Genomic DNA, 14,748 nt, shown 5'->3' on the forward strand with positions numbered 1-14,748 from the left:
GACCATGTTTGGCCGTCACACCACAAAATTGAAAATAATAATACAAATAGAATAAAGAAAATCATATGAAAACGATATATTACCAGTAGCCAATACATTACAGCGCGCTTATTTAAAACTGATACAACTCGGAGAAATTTTTAAATATGCGCCTACCTTAATGAGCTATTGAACAACAAGAATAAAATTCACACCGATTAAGAAGTGCGACTCATTCATAAGCACTTCTATGCGCAGGCTTGATAGATCCCCGCTCCTGATAATGAGCCTCTAAACAGTCTAAAAAATAAAAGCAGGTGTCGTTTACAGCTTTAAGCCTCGACTCTAGCTCCGGAGAACGACGCGACCCCCCTATACCCATAGCACTAAATCTTCCATGAGCAATAGAATTTCTCTTATCGACCACCTCTTCCAAGTGCAATCTGTAGCTAGGATCCGGAACTATTGGCAAACTTATCCCTAAACAAGCAAATAAAACCTCCAACCTTTCAGGCCAAACATTTTGGAGGTACAAACCAAACAACCCGTCATTTACCCTACCAACTACTATTGAAGACTGAGAGCTTATTAACTCAAGCCTCTTGACCCACTTCTTATCCTCCCCCACATCTCTAAGAGAAGAAAATTCATTTGCAAGTACAAAAGTCAAAGCTTGCAACTCAAAGTGAGCCGGAACCACATTCAGGCTGTTCAAACCCTGCAAGTAGCGCTCAACTCCTTTATTGACACAAAACTCAAGCGAGGAATATAAATGAACGTAGAACAACCCCCTTAATATTTTTACCTCGGCCGAATCCTGCATAGGCATTGGAGATTCATTAGCCTTAATAAGACCGATCAGAGTAAAAACCTCGGCCAACCTCGCAGCAACATCTTCTTTTATTTTATCAAACATATCTAATCAATAAGCGCGTTTCTGACGATCTCAATCCTGCTAGTCACCGCTTTTCTAGAGTTCGTTGCTCCTGTGGTATGAATACGTAGGTCGCTATTATCGAGCAGATCGACAAGTACTCCGGTCTTCAGCTTTTTACCACTCTTCATTGCCAAAGCACATCCAACAGTGATTGCCTCAAACAAGTTAACCGGAGTAACACCTCGGTTACCTCGAACAATTCCCTTCGGCAATTCGCCCGCAATAAACTCGAACGTTTTCCTAAAATTTCTTTCATTAGAAGCAGAAAGCTTTTTCTTAGCCGCGCCTTGCATATAAGAATTCAAAAACTCTTTAACACTATGATCAAACTGTTTGTATTTCTCAAAAAACGCGAAATAACGAAGCACATATTCTTCAGATGTACCGTTTCTAGCATCCCCAGGCTTCAGTTTAATTACGCTTGTAAAGTTTTCGTCTTGCGCGAGTCTTTTTAAATCATCATTAAACGCACCGCGAAACACACAGTTTCTGATTTCCTGATTCGTGAGAGCTATACCTCCAGTATTCAGCCTTTCAAACAAATCGAATCTAACTGCCATGTCGCTCTTATCATTGAGAACTGTGACGCGCATTGGGCGAGTAGCAAACATAAGCTGCACTGACTTAGGAAGACTTTCATGGCATTCGCCATTCATAGCAGAGAGCTTTTCCAGTCCTTCTATTCGAAGAGGAGTGTTTTTTTCGATTTTCTTTATAAGCTTTTTGCTACCTAAGAAATGAGCAAGTGTTCCTAATCGCTGAACACCATCGACGATCTCCCAGGTCGAATCACTATTGGTAGCCATAAAAAGACTAGGAACAGGTATACCCAACAAAACAGACTCTACAAGCTCAGACTGCCTAGTCTCATCCCAGATAAACTGCCTTTGGTACTCAGGAGGAATTGATATCTCACCTGACTCAAACATTTCTAAAAGCTGCCGCACGCTGAGATCATAACTATCAAACGAAACTAGGCGCCGCTCTTTGTCTAACTGCTCCTGTAACGAAGCAACGGAGATTTCAATTCTATGCTTCATAACAACCCCCAAAACAAAAAAATTAAACAAAACTGGCTTAGCATAACGCAGAACAGAAAAAAACCCAACCCAATCAAAAAAGAAAATTAGCCTTCTTGAAAATCAAACGCCGGAAATTTCATATAATGGATAAACCAAAGCAAACCATCCTGCAATCATAATAAATTACTAAAAGAGCGCAAAATATTATTTAAAAATAAAATCATCAAAAGACCTAGATGTAGACCTTCAAAAAATTAAAACCATGCCGAACTGAGCTTGTATCGCCACAAAATTAATAAATTAAAGGCATTAAATATGCACATATCGCAAACAGGAATTATCAACGCCTTAAAAACCTGATTGGATAGCACATAAAATAATGGCGGAAGGCAGTGGGAGTCGAACCCACCCGGGAACGGCTGCCGTCCCCAACCGGGTTTGAAGCCCGGCCACGCCACCGGGCGTGATTGCCTTCCTCTGTTGCGCTAGCCCTCGGCGGCGCGGGCCCAGGCGCTGTCCGGGCGGACCCGGCGCTCGTCGCCGAAGCGACGGGTGAAACCGATGCGATCCAGGCATTCGAGGATCTGGATGCTGCGCTTGCGACCGATGCCGAGGGCATCGCGAAAGGCCGCGGCGCGAATGATCCCTGCTTCGCGCTCCAGGCGCAATGCCTCGCCGGCCGCGGCTTCCAGACTCGCCTGGGGATAGAAGAGATCCTTGACTACCTGGGTCAGTTCCCCCAGCCGGGCCAGTTTGCGCAGCAGCAGCCGTACCTCGGCCTCGGGCTGACCGAGGCTCTTGGCCAGATCGCGGGTCCAGGGCGGATCGAAGCGCTGGGCCTCCAGCAGCGGCCAGAGCCGGGTCTTGAGCCCCTCCTCCGCCTCGGTGAGGCGTACCCGGTGATCGGGCAGGTGCAGCCAGGGACCGCTGCTCTGCAGGCGCCCTTCGGCCAGGGCCGTCTCCAGCAGCGCCAGGTACACGGCCCGCTCCAGTTCCGGCGTGGCGATGCGGCGCAGGCGATCACGATCCGGACCCAGCTCGTCGGGTTGGTCCTGGTGAAAGGTGGCCAGCGCCGCGCCCAGACGGTCGAGCGCCGCCTGCCACAGAGTCGCCGCGAACAGCCGCGGGCCGATCCGCGTGTCCACCCGCAGGGTGTCGGCGGGCAATTGCCAATCGCTTTCCGGACGGTTGAACTGCCGGGCCAGCAGCCGCGGATCGAGGCCGCCCGCGGCCTGGGCCAGGAGTTCGGGCAGGGCTTCCTCCAGGCCGCCCTGACGCAGCGCCTGGAGTTGCGCCAGACGCTGCGGCGTACGCCGATGGCGCGTCGGGGCGAAGGGATCGAGCAAGCGGGCACCGCCCAGGGTGCGCTGGGCGGACTGGTCGCGCAGCACCAGGCGATCGCCGTGCACCCCATGCAGTGGCGCATTGAGCACCAGCTGCGCGAGCGCCGTGGCACCCGGGGCGAGGCTGTCGCCTTCCAGCAGGGCGACGCGCCCGGTGAGATCCTGGGCGCCCAGGTGCACGTGCACCGGCGTCCAGTGCGCCAGGTTGCGCGCCTCGCCGGGCAGCAGGCGCAGCTCGACGTCGATGCGGGTGGTGGGCGCGTGCAGCGCCTCGGCCACCAGCCAATCGCCGCGGGCGAGGCTGTCGGTGCTCAGGCGCTCGCCCGCGAGATTGAGCGACACCCGCTGACCGGCCTGGGCGGCTTCCGCCGCGCGATTCTGCGCATGCAGTCCCCGCACCCGCAGGCGCTGGCCGCGGGGGGTGAGGATGAGTTCGTCGCCAACGGCCACCTGGCCGGCAAAGGCGGTGCCGGTGACCACCACGCCGGCCCCGGCGACGCTGAACACCCGGTCCACCGCCAGGCGAAAGCCGCCACGGGCGTTGCGCTGGCGCACCTGGTCCAGGGCCGCGAGCAAGGCGGCGCGCAACGCGGGGATGCCGGCGCCGCTGGGGCTGGCCACCGGATACAGCGGCGCCCCGGCGAAGGGCCCGGCAGCCAGCAGCGTACTGACGTCCTGACGCACCTGCGCCAGTCGCTCGGCGTCTACCCGATCGGCCTTGGTCAGGGCCACCAGCAACCGGGGAATGCCGAGCAATTCGAGGATCGCCAGGTGCTCGCGGGTCTGCGGCATGACGCCATCGTCGGCCGCCACCACCAACAGGGCCAGATCCAGGCCGCTGGCGCCGGCCAGCATGTTGTGCACGAAGCGCTCGTGACCGGGCACGTCGATGAAGCCGGTGAGGCCGCCGTCGCCCAGGTCGGCATAGACATAGCCCAGGTCGATGGTGATGCCACGCGCCTGCTCTTCACGGCGGCGGTCACCGGCGACCCCGGTGAGGGCCTGGATCAGCGCGGTCTTGCCATGGTCGATGTGGCCGGCGGTGCCGATGATCATGGGGACGTTACCAGGCGGGAGAACGGGGACGTCATGGCGGCTCCAGGCGGCGGACTGGCGCTCAGGGTAGCGGCGCCCCGCGCGCTCGCCTAGCCGTGACGCTCGCGCAGGAAGGCCACGAAGGCGCGCAGGGGCGCGGGCAACTGGCGGCGATCCGCGTAGTAGAGCCGCGGACCGGGAAAGGACGGGGACCAGTCCGCCAGCACTTCCACCAGGCGGCCGTCGGCCAGGGGCGCGGCCAGGTAGTCGGCGAAGGAATAGATCAGGCCGACGCCGTCGAGGGCGGCCTGCAATTCCAGGTCGAGCGCCGAGGCCAGCAGGCGACTGCCCGGCGCGACGTTGATGACCTCGCTGCCACGCTCGAAACTCCACTGCGCCACCAGGCCGCTGGCGAAGCGATGCCCGATGCAGGAATGCCGGACCAGGTCGGCGGGGTGTGCCGGTACGCCGTGCTGTTCCAGGTAGGCAGGGGTTCCGGCCACGGCGAATCTCTGGGTGACCGGGCCCAGCCGCACGCTGATCATGTCGGCCTCCAGATGCTCGTCGTAGCGCACCCCGGCATCGAAACCGGCGGCGAGTACGTCGATCAGCCGATCCTCGGCCACCACCTCCAGGCGAATGCCCGGATGCCGGGCCAGGAAGGGACCGATCAGCGGCGGCAGCAGCACCCGGGCGACGATGGTGGGCACATTGAGTCTCAGGCTGCCCACCGGACTCTCGCCCTCGGCATTGATGGCGTCCAGCGCACCCCGTACCTCGCGCAACGCGGGGGTCAGCCGCTCCAGCAGACGCTGGCCGGCCGCGGTGGGGGTCACGCTACGGGTGGTGCGGTGCAGCAGCCGCACATCCAGCTCCCGCTCCAGTCGGCGCACCGCGTCGCTCAGCGAAGAAGCCGCCACGCCGCGCACATAGGCGGCGCCGCGAAAGCTGCGCGCCTCGGCCACGGCGGCGAAGGCCGCCAGGTCATCCAGATTCATGGCGCCTCCATTGTACGGCTAAGCGAACAGGTCGTTGCGTCACGACCGGATTATCGCACAACGCCCGGACGACTAGAGTGAAGCCTCATCCACCTGACGAGGAATCCCTCATGCAACAGCGTCGCTTGGGCCAGCAGGGCCCTCTGGTATCCAGCCTGGGTCTGGGCTGCATGGGCATGTCCGATCTCTATGGCAGCGCCGACCGAGGCGAGGCCATCGCCACCGTCCAGGCCGCCCTCGAACGCGGCGTCACCCTGTTCGACACCGGTGACTTCTATGGCATGGGCCACAACGAACTGCTCCTGGGCGAAGCCCTGCGCGGGCGGCGGGAGCAGGCGCTGATCAGCGTCAAGTTCGGCGCCTTGCGCGGTCCGGGTGGCGAGTGGCTGGGCTACGACACCCGGCCGGCGGCGATCAAGAATTTCGTCGCCTACAGCCTCAAGCGCCTGGGTGTGGACCACATCGACATCTATCGCCCGGCGCGGCTGGATCGCCAGGTGCCCATCGAGGACACCATGGGCGCCCTCGCCGAGCTGGTGCAGGCCGGCTACATCCGCCACATCGGCCTTTCGGAAGTAGGCGCGCAGACCCTGCGGCGGGCGGCCGCGGTGCATCCGGTCTGCGACCTGCAGATCGAGTATTCGCTGGTCTCGCGCGGCATCGAGGCGGAGATTCTGCCGACCTGCCGCGACCTGGGCATCGGCATCACCGCCTATGGCGTGCTCTCCCGCGGCCTGCTCAGCGGTCACTGGCGCCAGCCCTCGGGCAGCGGCGACTTCCGCGCCCTCAGTCCGCGCTTCCAGCCGGGCAACGTGGAGCGCAACCTGGCGCTGGTGGAAGGCCTGAAGCAATTCGCCGAACGCCGCGGCACCACCCCGGCCCGGCTGGCGGTGGCCTGGGTCGCCGCCCAGGGCGACGACATCGTGCCGCTGGTGGGTGCCCGCCGCCGCGATCAGCTCGACGAATCCCTCGGTGCGCTGGAGGTGAGGCTGAGCGATGCGGATCGCGCCGAACTGGAACGCCTGCTGCCACCGGACGCCGTGGCCGGCGATCGCTACGGCGAACACCAGCTGCGCGATCTCGACAGCGAACGTTGAGCCACCCCCGTCAACAACGGCCCGCCTTGCGCGGGCCGTTGCGTTTCAGCGCTCGACCGGACGCTCCTGCATCAGCACCCAGGGCGCCACCACCACCGCCCACAGCGCCACCTCGGGCGCCTCCAGCCGGCGCCGCGCGCGGTCTTCGTCGACCTTGGCCAGCTGGCCCTGCTGCAGCCACAGACCCACCCGGGCGGCATCGTCCTGGGTCACGGCGATGGCCGCTTCGATCAGGTCCAGCTCGGGGGCCACTTCCAGCAGCACGCCCCGCGCAAAATGCGGTTGCAATTCTTCCCAGCCGATGGCGGCGGTCTGCCCGAGCAGGGTGGCGTAGCGCGTTGCGTGATCGGTCATGGTGCGGGCCTCGCGAAAAGGGCGGATTCTACCGTTGCCCTCCCCGCTTGCCGAGCGCCCGGACGCACGGGCCACAGATCCGACAAGTTGTCGTCGCCAGCTTTCCAAGACGAACAGACGGTGATTAAACTGCGCGGCGCGTCATAAAGAACAAAATCGGCACATTTTCGCTTCCAACTGCCTCATTAATAAAAGCATTCCGAGTGGAGCACTCATGAAAAAGGCAACTCTGCGTTTCTCCCGCTTGGTCGCGGCCCTGGCCCTGGCCGGCATGGCCAGCCACACCCTGGCAGCCGACACCCTGAAGATCGGTCTGGCCGGCCCCAAGACCGGTCCGGTCGCCCAGTACGGTGACATGGAGTTCATTGGTGCCCAGATGGCCATCGAGCAGATCAACAAGGCCGGCGGCGTCAAGGGCAAGCAGCTCGAAGGCGTGATCTACGACGACGCCTGCGATCCCAAGCAGGCCGTGGCGGTTGCCAACAAGATCGTCAACGATGGCGTCAAGTTCGTCGTCGGCCACCTCTGCTCCAGCTCCACCCAGCCGGCCTCCGACATCTATGAGGACGAAGGCATCCTGATGGTGACCCCGGCGGCTACCAGCCCCGACATCACCAATCGCGGCTACAAGCTGATCTTCCGCACCATCGGCCTGGACAACATGCAGGGCCCGACCGCCGGCAAGTTCATCGTCGAGCACGTCAAGCCGAAGATCGTCGCGGTCATCCACGACAAGCAGCAGTACGGCGAAGGCATCGCCACCGCCGTCAAGCAGACCCTGGACAAGGCCGGCGTCAAGGTCGCCGTGTTCGAGGGCATCAACTCCGGCGACAAGGACTTCTCCTCGCTGATCGCCAAGCTCAAGCAGGCCAACGTCGACTTCGTCTACTACGGCGGCTACCACCCCGAGCTGGGCCTGATCCTGCGTCAGGCGGCCGAGAAGGGCCTGACCGCCAAGTTCATGGGTCCGGAAGGCGTGGGCAACAGCTCCATCTCCGCCATCGCCGGCAAGGCCTCCGAAGGCCTGCTGGTCACCCTGCCGCGCTCCTTCGACCAGGATCCCAAGAACCAGGCCCTGGTGCAGGCGTTCAAGGACAAGAAGCAGGATCCGAGCGGTCCCTTCGTGTTCCCCTCCTATGCCGCCGTGCAGGTCATCGCCGAAGGCATCGAGAAGGCGGGCGACGAGAAGCCCGAGGACGTGGCCAAGGCGCTGCGCAGCAACACCTTCAACACCCCCACCGGTGAGCTGGCGTTCGACGAGAAAGGCGACCTGAAGAACTTCGAGTTCGTGGTCTACGAATGGCACGCCGACGGCACCAAGACTGAAGCCAAGTAAGCCCTGCCTGTAACACCGAAGCCCACCGCCTACGGCGGTGGGCTTCGTTTATCCGCCTCCATCCGAGGCCTGGGACCCGCACCAGAAGTGCACCAAGGTCCCCTGGAGACACCCATGCCCGAGTTCTACCACTACCTGCAACAGCTGGTGAACGGCCTCACGGTCGGCAGCACCTATGCCCTGATCGCCATCGGCTACACCATGGTCTACGGCATCATCGGCATGATCAACTTCGCCCATGGCGAGGTGTACATGATCGGCTCCTACGTGGCCTTCATCGCCATCGCCGGCCTGGCCATGCTGGGCATCCACAGCCTGCCCATCGTCATGCTCGCCGCCTTCGGCGCCAGCATCATCATCGCCAGTGCCTACGGCTACAGCATCGAACGCATCGCCTATCGCCCCCTGCGCGGCGGTAACCGGCTGATCCCGCTGATCTCGGCGATCGGCATGTCGATCTTTCTGCAGAACTGGGTGCTGCTGGCCCAGGACTCCAAGGACAAGTCGATCCCCAACCTGCTGCCGGGCAACTTCATCATCGGCACCGACGCCATGAACGGCGTGGTGATCTCCTATGTGCAGGTGCTGATCTTCATCGTCACCCTGCTCACCATGTTCGGCCTGACCTGGTTCATCTCCCGCTCCCGCCTGGGCCGCGCCTGTCGCGCCTGCGCCGAGGACATCAAGATGGCCAACCTGCTGGGCATCAACACCAACGGCATCATCGCCCTGACCTTCGTCATCGGCGCCACCCTGGCCGCCGTGGCCGCGGTGCTGCTGGGCATCCAGTACGGCGTGATCAACCCGAGCCTGGGCTTCCTGGCCGGCATCAAGGCCTTCACCGCCGCCGTGCTCGGCGGCATCGGCAGCATCCCCGGCGCCATGCTCGGCGGCCTGGTGCTGGGCGTGGCCGAGGCCTTTGGCGCCGACGTCTTCGGTGACCAGTACAAGGACGTGGTGGCCTTCAGCCTGCTGGTGCTGGTGCTGCTGTTCCGCCCCACCGGCATCCTCGGTCGCCCGGAGGTGGAAAAGGTATGAGTGCCCGTCTGCGAACCGCCTTCTTCAGCGCCCTGCTGGTGCTGGCCGTCGCCTATCCCATCCTCGGCCTCAAGCTGGAGACGGTGGGCGTCAACCTCGAAGTGCACGGCGCCACGCCGCGCACCCTCTGGATCATCGCCCTGGCCGCGGTGCTGATGTTCGTCTGGCAACTGGTGCGTGACCCCCTCACCGCCGGCTGGCGCCGCAACGGCGGCCTGCAGCTGCCGGCCACCGGTCTGGGCACCAAGCTCACCGAACCCAAGACCCAGCGCTGGGTGATCCTCGGCCTGGTGCTGGTCGCCCTGGTATGGCCCTTCTACGGCTCGCGCGGCGCGGTGGACATCGCCACCCTGATCCTGATCTACGTGATGCTCGGCCTCGGCCTGAACATCGTGGTGGGCCTGGCCGGTCTGCTCGACCTGGGCTACGTCGGCTTCTATGCCGTCGGCGCCTACACCTACGCCATGCTCTCCCACTACTACGGCCTGGGCTTCTGGGTCTGCCTGCCGCTGGCGGGGCTGATGGCGGCGCTGTTTGGCTTCCTGCTCGGCTTCCCGGTGCTGCGCCTGCGCGGCGACTACCTGGCCATCGTCACCCTGGGCTTCGGCGAGATCATCCGCATCCTCTTGCGCAACCTCACCCAGTGGACCGGCGGCCCCAACGGCATCAGCGGCATCGAGAAGCCGACCCTGTTCGGCCTGACCTTCGAACGCCGGGCACCCGAGGGCATGACCCCCTTCCACGAATATTTCGGCATCCCCTACAACTCCGAATACAAGGTGATCTTCCTCTACCTGATCGCCCTGCTGCTGGTGCTGCTGACCCTGTTCGTGATCAACCGCCTCCTGCGCATGCCCATCGGCCGCGCCTGGGAAGCCCTGCGCGAAGACGAGATCGCCTGCCGCGCCCTGGGGCTGAATCCCACGCTGATCAAGCTCTCGGCCTTTACCCTGGGCGCCTGCTTCGCCGGTTTCGCCGGCAGCTTCTTCGCCGCGCGCCAGGGCCTGGTGTCGCCGGAATCCTTCACCTTCATCGAATCGGCCATCATCCTGGCCATCGTGGTGCTGGGCGGCATGGGCTCCCAGCTCGGTGTGATCCTCGCGGCCATCGTGATGATCCTGCTGCCGGAGCTGATGCGCGAATTCAGCGAATACCGCATGTTGATGTTCGGCCTGCTGATGGTCGTGATGATGATCTGGCGTCCGCAAGGCCTGCTCCCGATGCAACGCCCGCACCTGGAGTTGCGCAAATGAGCCAAGCCCTTCTCGATGTCTCCGGCCTTTCCATGAGGTTCGGCGGCCTGCTGGCCGTCAACGGCGTCAACATCCGCGTGGAACGGGGCCAGGTGGTCTCGCTGATCGGTCCCAATGGCGCCGGCAAGACCACGGTGTTCAACTGCCTGACCGGCTTCTACCGCCCCAGCGGCGGCGAAATCCTCCTGCACGGCGAGGCCATCCAGGGCCTGCCCGGGCACAAGATCGCCCGCAAGGGCGTGGTGCGCACCTTCCAGAACGTCCGCCTGTTCAAGGAAATGACCGCGGTGGAGAACCTGCTGGTGGCCCAGCACCGCCACCTCAACACCGGCTTCCTGGCCGGGCTGTTCAAGACCCCGGCCTTTCGCAAGAGCGAAGCCGAGGCCATGGACTACGCGCGCTTCTGGCTGGAGCAGGTCAACCTCACCGAGTTCGCCAACCGCAACGCCGGCAATCTCGCCTACGGCCAGCAGCGCCGCCTGGAAATCGCCCGCTGCATGATGACCCGCCCGCAGATCCTCATGCTCGACGAGCCGGCCGCCGGCCTCAACCCGCGCGAGACCGAGGACCTCAAGGCGCTCATCGCCCTGCTGCGCGCCGAGCACGGCGTGACCGTGCTGCTGATCGAGCACGACATGCACCTGGTGATGAGCATTTCCGACCACATCGTGGTGATCAACCAGGGGACCCCCCTGGCCGACGGGACGCCGGAGCAGATCCGCAACAATCCCGACGTGATCAAGGCCTACCTGGGCGAATCCTGATGGAGACCTCCATGCTGCAGTTCGACAACGTCTCCACCTTCTACGGCAAGATCCAGGCGCTGCATGGCGTCAGCGTGCAGGTGAACCGGGGCGAGATCGTCACCCTGATCGGCGCCAACGGCGCCGGCAAGTCCACCCTGCTGATGACCCTCTGCGGTACCCCGCGCGCCCATGGCGGCAGCATCCGCTATGAAGGCGAGGAACTGGTCGGCCAGGAAACCGCGCAGATCATGCGCAAGGGCATCGCCGTGGTACCGGAAGGCCGCCGGGTGTTCGCCCGCCTGACCGTGGAAGAGAACCTGGCCATGGGCGGCTTCTTCACCGACAAGCACGCCTATGACCGCCAGCTGGAAAAGGTCCTCGGGCTCTTCCCGCGACTCAAGGAACGCTATGCCCAGCGCGCCGGCACCATGTCCGGCGGCGAGCAGCAGATGCTCGCCATCGGCCGGGCGATGATGAGCGAGCCGCGCCTGCTGCTGCTCGACGAGCCGTCGCTGGGCCTGGCGCCCATCATCATCCAGCAGATCTTCGAGATCATCGAGCAGCTGCGCCAGGATGGGGTGACGGTGTTCCTGGTCGAACAGAACGCCAACCAGGCGCTCAAGCTGGCCGACCGCGGCTACGTGCTGGAGAACGGCCGCATCGTCATGCAGGACAGCGGCGCCGAGCTGCTGGCCAACCCGGACGTGCGCAAGGCCTATCTGGGCGGTTGAGTCACGCCGTGGCCACCCTACACGCCTCGACCTCGGCGCTGTTGGGCTTTGCTGCGCTCAACCCAACCTACGGCGGCTCGACCGTAGGTTGGGTTGAGACAGCTCTACCGTCGAAGCCCAACAGCGCCGTAGCGTGGAAAACGGCGCAGCCTTTTCCACTGGGGTTCGTGGCGAAGGCTGCCCTCACCCCCAACCCTCTTCCGCGGGGAGAGGGGGCTGTCCATGCAACGTGTAGGTTGGGTTGAGACAGCTTCATCGTCGAAGCCCAACAATGCCTGCTCGAATTCTGGCGCTGTTGGGCTTTGCTGCGCTCAACCCAACCTACGGCGGCTCGACCGTAGGTTGGGTTGAGACGCCTCCATCGTCGAAGCCCGACAGACACGTAGCGTGGAAAACGGCGCAGCCTTTTCCACTGGCGCTTCGCAGCGAAGCGCCCTCACCCCCAGCCCTCTCCCGCGGGGAGCGGGCGCTGTCCGCGTAGGCGTTGAACTCCATCAACCCCGCTACCCCAACGCCTCCAGGCGCTGCCGACTGCGCTCGAACCACTCGCTCAGGGCTTCCGCCACGACTCTGGTCCGCTTGGGCAAGCCACCCTGATAGGGATGCACCAGAAACAGCGGCTGGCTGGGCGTGCGCCACTCCCTGAGTAGCCAGACCAGGGCGCCACTGGCCAGCTCCTCGTGCACCATGAACGACGGCAGCCGGGCGATGCCCTGCCCGGCCAGGGCGGCCTGCTTGAGCAGGCTGTAGTGGTTGCAGGCCAGGCTGGGGGTTACCTGCACTCGGCCGAGTCGGTGCTCGCGGTGATAGAGCCAGACCTCGCCCTCGGCATAGTGGCTGTTGATCAGGCAGCGGTGGCCGAGCAGATCCTCGGGCACCTGGAGGACCTCGCGCCCGGCCAGATAGGCGGGTGCCGCGCAGGTCACCTCCTGCATGGCGAACAGCGGGCGGGCGACCAGGCGTTCGTCCGGTTCCAGCCGGGCACGGATCGCCAGGTCGAAGCCCTCGGCCACCAGGTCGCGATAGCCGTTGTCCAGCACCAGATCCAGCTGGATGGCGGGATGGGCAGCGCGACAGGCCAGCAGCACCTCGAAAAAGGTGTAGCCCAGGGACACCGGAACGGTCAGGCGCACCGGTCCAACCGCTTCCTCCTGCAGCCTGGCCACGCTTTGCAGGGCCCGCTCGCGCTGGCGCACCAGGGCCTGGGCTTCGGGCAACAGGGCGCGTCCGGCGGGAGTGGGATCGAGACGTCGGGTGGTGCGGTGCAGCAGGCGGGTCTCCAGGCGCAGCTCCAGCGCCCGGATGCGCTTGGACAGCTGGCCCTTGCTGCATCCCAGGCGCTCGGCCGCACGGGTGAAGCTGCCGCTTTCACACAGGATGGCGAAGGCAGCCAGATCGGCGAAGTCGTCCTGCATCGTTTCCTCCTGGAAACACTGGATTGCCAATCAGGTGATTTATCGTAGCAATGCCTCATTCTAGGCTGAAGACTCCCTTCCCTCCACGGAGTCATCCTCATGAAAATCATCCTCGTCGGCGCCAGCGGTACCCTGGGCAGCGCCATCGCCGAGCGCCTCGCCAGCCGCCACGAGCTGATCCGCGTCGGCCGCCAATCCGGCGATCTGCAGGTCGATATCACCCAGCCGGAGTCCATCCGGGCCCTGTTCGCCCAGGTGGGTCGTTTCGATGCCCTGGTCAGCGCGGTGGGCTCGGTGACCTTCGCCCCCTTCACCGAAATGACGCCCGAGGCGTACCAGAAAGGCCTGCAGGACAAGCTGATGGGCCAGGTCAACCTGGTGCTGCTCGGCCAGGCCCAGGCGGCCGAGGGCGCCTCCTTCACCCTGACCACCGGCGTGCTCAGCGAACAGCCCATCGCGCAGGGCAGCTCGGCGGCCATGGTCAACGCGGCGCTGGAAGGCTTCGTTCGCGGTGCGGCCATCGAGTTGCCGCGCGGTCAGCGCCTCAACGCGGTGAGTCCGACGGTGCTGCAGGAGTCCCTGGGCCACTACGGCGATTTCTTCCGCGGCTTCAAGGCGGTATCGGGTGCCGAGGCGGCGCTGGCCTACGAACGCAGCGTGGAAGGGCGGGAAACCGGCAAGACTTATCGCGTCTGGTAAGTCCTTGAGCTCGCGGCGCTGTCTGAGTAACGTGTGCCCACCTCAGTCGGAGTCCTGCGATGCCAGCGCCGCGTGCCATCTTTCCCCTTGCCCTGCTCGGCCTCCTCGGCGGCTGCAGCCTGTTCCAGAGCGACGACACCCCGCGTGCACCGGGCGGCGAGCGCCTGCAGGGCGATCTGCGCTGGAGCGGTGACCAGCTGCTGTTCCGCCCCTGCCAGGAACAGCGCTTCTTCGACGTCACCGATGCCAACAACACCGCCATCCTGCGCGATGCCCACGAACTGGCCGCCGACAGTGGCGCCGCTTCGCTGTTCGCCGACCTGCGCGGCAAGCTCAAGTCCGGCGGCCGCGATGGCGCCCAGGGCGTGTTCGCCGTCACCGATGTCTATCGCGTGCAATACAGCGGTCCGGGTTGCAGCGATCCCAACTTCAAGCGTACCGCCATGAATGCTGGCGGCCATGGTCCGGACTGGAGCGTCCAGGTCAGCAACCAGGGCATGCTGGTCAGTACCGCCGGTCAGCAGCGTCGCGCCCTGCCCTTCGTCCAGGAAGAACTGCCCGGCGGCATGCGCGCCCTGTCCACCGAGGCCAATGGGGAGAAGGTCGAGCTGTGGATCAATCCACGGCGCTGCGTGGATGGCCGGACCGGCACCGTGCAGTCGCTGCAGGCCGAATTGCGCATCAATGGCCAGACCTGGCAGGGCTGCGCCTTCTATGGTGGTGCCGGCAATCCCACCTAGCCCGCGGGTGCGCGATTCTCTTGGC

General features: G+C 63.2%; 14 protein-coding genes and 1 tRNA gene. 8 read left to right on the forward strand and 7 right to left on the reverse strand.

What is annotated here, in order from left to right:
* Positions 1 to 211 precede the first annotated feature (211 nt).
* From FHR73_RS11215 to FHR73_RS11235, 5 genes are all read right to left on the reverse strand, one after another.
* Positions 212 to 895: an MAE_28990/MAE_18760 family HEPN-like nuclease gene (locus tag FHR73_RS11215; protein ID WP_183631151.1), complete on the reverse strand. Its 684-nt coding sequence runs from the start codon at positions 893 to 895 to the stop codon at positions 212 to 214.
* Positions 896 to 897: 2 nt separating this feature from the next.
* A complete protein-coding gene (locus FHR73_RS11220; RefSeq protein WP_183631153.1) occupies positions 898 to 1,956 on the reverse strand; it encodes a DUF262 domain-containing protein in 1,059 nt (352 codons plus the stop codon).
* A gap of 362 nt (positions 1,957 to 2,318) precedes the next feature.
* Positions 2,319 to 2,414 (reverse strand) — tRNA-Sec (locus FHR73_RS11225).
* A gap of 9 nt (positions 2,415 to 2,423) precedes the next feature.
* A complete protein-coding gene (selB, locus tag FHR73_RS11230) occupies positions 2,424 to 4,337 on the reverse strand; it encodes a selenocysteine-specific translation elongation factor (protein WP_183631154.1) in 1,914 nt (637 codons plus the stop codon).
* Positions 4,338 to 4,426: 89 nt separating this feature from the next.
* Positions 4,427 to 5,314 carry a LysR family transcriptional regulator gene (locus FHR73_RS11235; RefSeq protein ID WP_183631155.1) on the reverse strand — a complete coding sequence of 296 codons (888 nt, stop codon included), beginning with the start codon at positions 5,312 to 5,314 and terminating at the stop codon, positions 4,427 to 4,429.
* Between the two features lie 110 nt (positions 5,315 to 5,424).
* Here FHR73_RS11235 and FHR73_RS11240 point away from each other — a divergent pair, with 110 nt between their 5' ends.
* On the forward strand, positions 5,425 to 6,411 hold the full coding sequence (locus FHR73_RS11240) for an aldo/keto reductase (RefSeq protein ID WP_183631156.1): 987 nt from the start codon (positions 5,425 to 5,427) through the stop codon (positions 6,409 to 6,411).
* A gap of 45 nt (positions 6,412 to 6,456) precedes the next feature.
* On the opposite strand, the gene FHR73_RS11245 is transcribed toward FHR73_RS11240, so the two are convergent.
* On the reverse strand, positions 6,457 to 6,765 hold the full coding sequence (locus FHR73_RS11245) for a DUF2288 domain-containing protein (RefSeq protein ID WP_183631157.1): 309 nt from the start codon (positions 6,763 to 6,765) through the stop codon (positions 6,457 to 6,459).
* Positions 6,766 to 6,979: 214 nt separating this feature from the next.
* On the opposite strand from FHR73_RS11245, the gene FHR73_RS11250 reads away from it, so the two are divergent.
* From FHR73_RS11250 to FHR73_RS11270, 5 genes are all read left to right on the forward strand, one after another.
* Positions 6,980 to 8,101, forward strand: a complete 1,122-nt coding sequence (locus FHR73_RS11250; RefSeq protein WP_058792326.1) for a branched-chain amino acid ABC transporter substrate-binding protein — start codon at positions 6,980 to 6,982, stop codon at positions 8,099 to 8,101.
* Between the two features lie 114 nt (positions 8,102 to 8,215).
* Positions 8,216 to 9,139: a high-affinity branched-chain amino acid ABC transporter permease LivH gene (gene livH, locus FHR73_RS11255; protein WP_007159571.1), complete on the forward strand. Its 924-nt coding sequence runs from the start codon at positions 8,216 to 8,218 to the stop codon at positions 9,137 to 9,139.
* Entirely contained in the window at positions 9,136 to 10,392 is a 1,257-nt protein-coding gene (locus FHR73_RS11260; RefSeq protein ID WP_183631158.1) for a high-affinity branched-chain amino acid ABC transporter permease LivM, read from the forward strand. Before livH ends, FHR73_RS11260 begins: the two co-directional genes overlap by 4 nt.
* On the forward strand, positions 10,389 to 11,156 hold the full coding sequence (livG, locus tag FHR73_RS11265; protein WP_183631159.1) for a high-affinity branched-chain amino acid ABC transporter ATP-binding protein LivG: 768 nt from the start codon (positions 10,389 to 10,391) through the stop codon (positions 11,154 to 11,156). Before FHR73_RS11260 ends, livG begins: the two co-directional genes overlap by 4 nt.
* An 11-nt stretch (positions 11,157 to 11,167) precedes the next feature.
* Positions 11,168 to 11,869: an ABC transporter ATP-binding protein gene (locus FHR73_RS11270; protein WP_007159574.1), complete on the forward strand. Its 702-nt coding sequence runs from the start codon at positions 11,168 to 11,170 to the stop codon at positions 11,867 to 11,869.
* A gap of 503 nt (positions 11,870 to 12,372) precedes the next feature.
* On the opposite strand, the gene FHR73_RS11275 is transcribed toward FHR73_RS11270, so the two are convergent.
* Positions 12,373 to 13,284: a LysR family transcriptional regulator gene (locus tag FHR73_RS11275; protein WP_183631160.1), complete on the reverse strand. Its 912-nt coding sequence runs from the start codon at positions 13,282 to 13,284 to the stop codon at positions 12,373 to 12,375.
* Positions 13,285 to 13,383: 99 nt separating this feature from the next.
* On the opposite strand from FHR73_RS11275, the gene FHR73_RS11280 reads away from it, so the two are divergent.
* Complete coding sequence (locus FHR73_RS11280) at positions 13,384 to 13,983, forward strand: short chain dehydrogenase (protein WP_183631161.1); 600 nt, start codon at positions 13,384 to 13,386, stop codon at positions 13,981 to 13,983.
* 59 nt (positions 13,984 to 14,042) lie between these two features.
* Positions 14,043 to 14,723 (forward strand): lipoprotein, encoded by a 681-nt coding sequence (locus FHR73_RS11285; RefSeq protein WP_007159577.1) that lies wholly within the window; start codon positions 14,043 to 14,045, stop codon positions 14,721 to 14,723.
* Positions 14,724 to 14,748: the final 25 nt, after the last annotated feature.

Source organism: Pseudomonas sp. AS2.8 (assembly GCF_014190935.1).
Taxonomy (GTDB): domain Bacteria; phylum Pseudomonadota; class Gammaproteobacteria; order Pseudomonadales; family Pseudomonadaceae; genus Chryseomonas.

What these genes read in the sequence shown, in the direction of transcription:
- livH (WP_007159571.1), top strand. Translation starts at nt 8,216, where the DNA reads ATGCCCGAGTTCTACCACTACCTGCAACAGCTGGTGAACGGCCTCACG.
- FHR73_RS11275 (WP_183631160.1), bottom strand. Translation starts at nt 13,284, where the DNA reads ATGCAGGACGACTTCGCCGATCTGGCTGCCTTCGCCATCCTGTGTGAA.
- FHR73_RS11245 (WP_183631157.1), bottom strand. Translation starts at nt 6,765, where the DNA reads ATGACCGATCACGCAACGCGCTACGCCACCCTGCTCGGGCAGACCGCC.
- FHR73_RS11215 (WP_183631151.1), bottom strand. Translation starts at nt 895, where the DNA reads ATGTTTGATAAAATAAAAGAAGATGTTGCTGCGAGGTTGGCCGAGGTT.
- FHR73_RS11260 (WP_183631158.1), top strand. Translation starts at nt 9,136, where the DNA reads ATGAGTGCCCGTCTGCGAACCGCCTTCTTCAGCGCCCTGCTGGTGCTG.
- selB (WP_183631154.1), bottom strand. Translation starts at nt 4,337, where the DNA reads ATGATCATCGGCACCGCCGGCCACATCGACCATGGCAAGACCGCGCTG.
- FHR73_RS11285 (WP_007159577.1), top strand. Translation starts at nt 14,043, where the DNA reads ATGCCAGCGCCGCGTGCCATCTTTCCCCTTGCCCTGCTCGGCCTCCTC.
- FHR73_RS11280 (WP_183631161.1), top strand. Translation starts at nt 13,384, where the DNA reads ATGAAAATCATCCTCGTCGGCGCCAGCGGTACCCTGGGCAGCGCCATC.
- FHR73_RS11220 (WP_183631153.1), bottom strand. Translation starts at nt 1,956, where the DNA reads ATGAAGCATAGAATTGAAATCTCCGTTGCTTCGTTACAGGAGCAGTTA.
- livG (WP_183631159.1), top strand. Translation starts at nt 10,389, where the DNA reads ATGAGCCAAGCCCTTCTCGATGTCTCCGGCCTTTCCATGAGGTTCGGC.
- FHR73_RS11235 (WP_183631155.1), bottom strand. Translation starts at nt 5,314, where the DNA reads ATGAATCTGGATGACCTGGCGGCCTTCGCCGCCGTGGCCGAGGCGCGC.
- FHR73_RS11250 (WP_058792326.1), top strand. Translation starts at nt 6,980, where the DNA reads ATGAAAAAGGCAACTCTGCGTTTCTCCCGCTTGGTCGCGGCCCTGGCC.
- FHR73_RS11240 (WP_183631156.1), top strand. Translation starts at nt 5,425, where the DNA reads ATGCAACAGCGTCGCTTGGGCCAGCAGGGCCCTCTGGTATCCAGCCTG.
- FHR73_RS11270 (WP_007159574.1), top strand. Translation starts at nt 11,168, where the DNA reads ATGCTGCAGTTCGACAACGTCTCCACCTTCTACGGCAAGATCCAGGCG.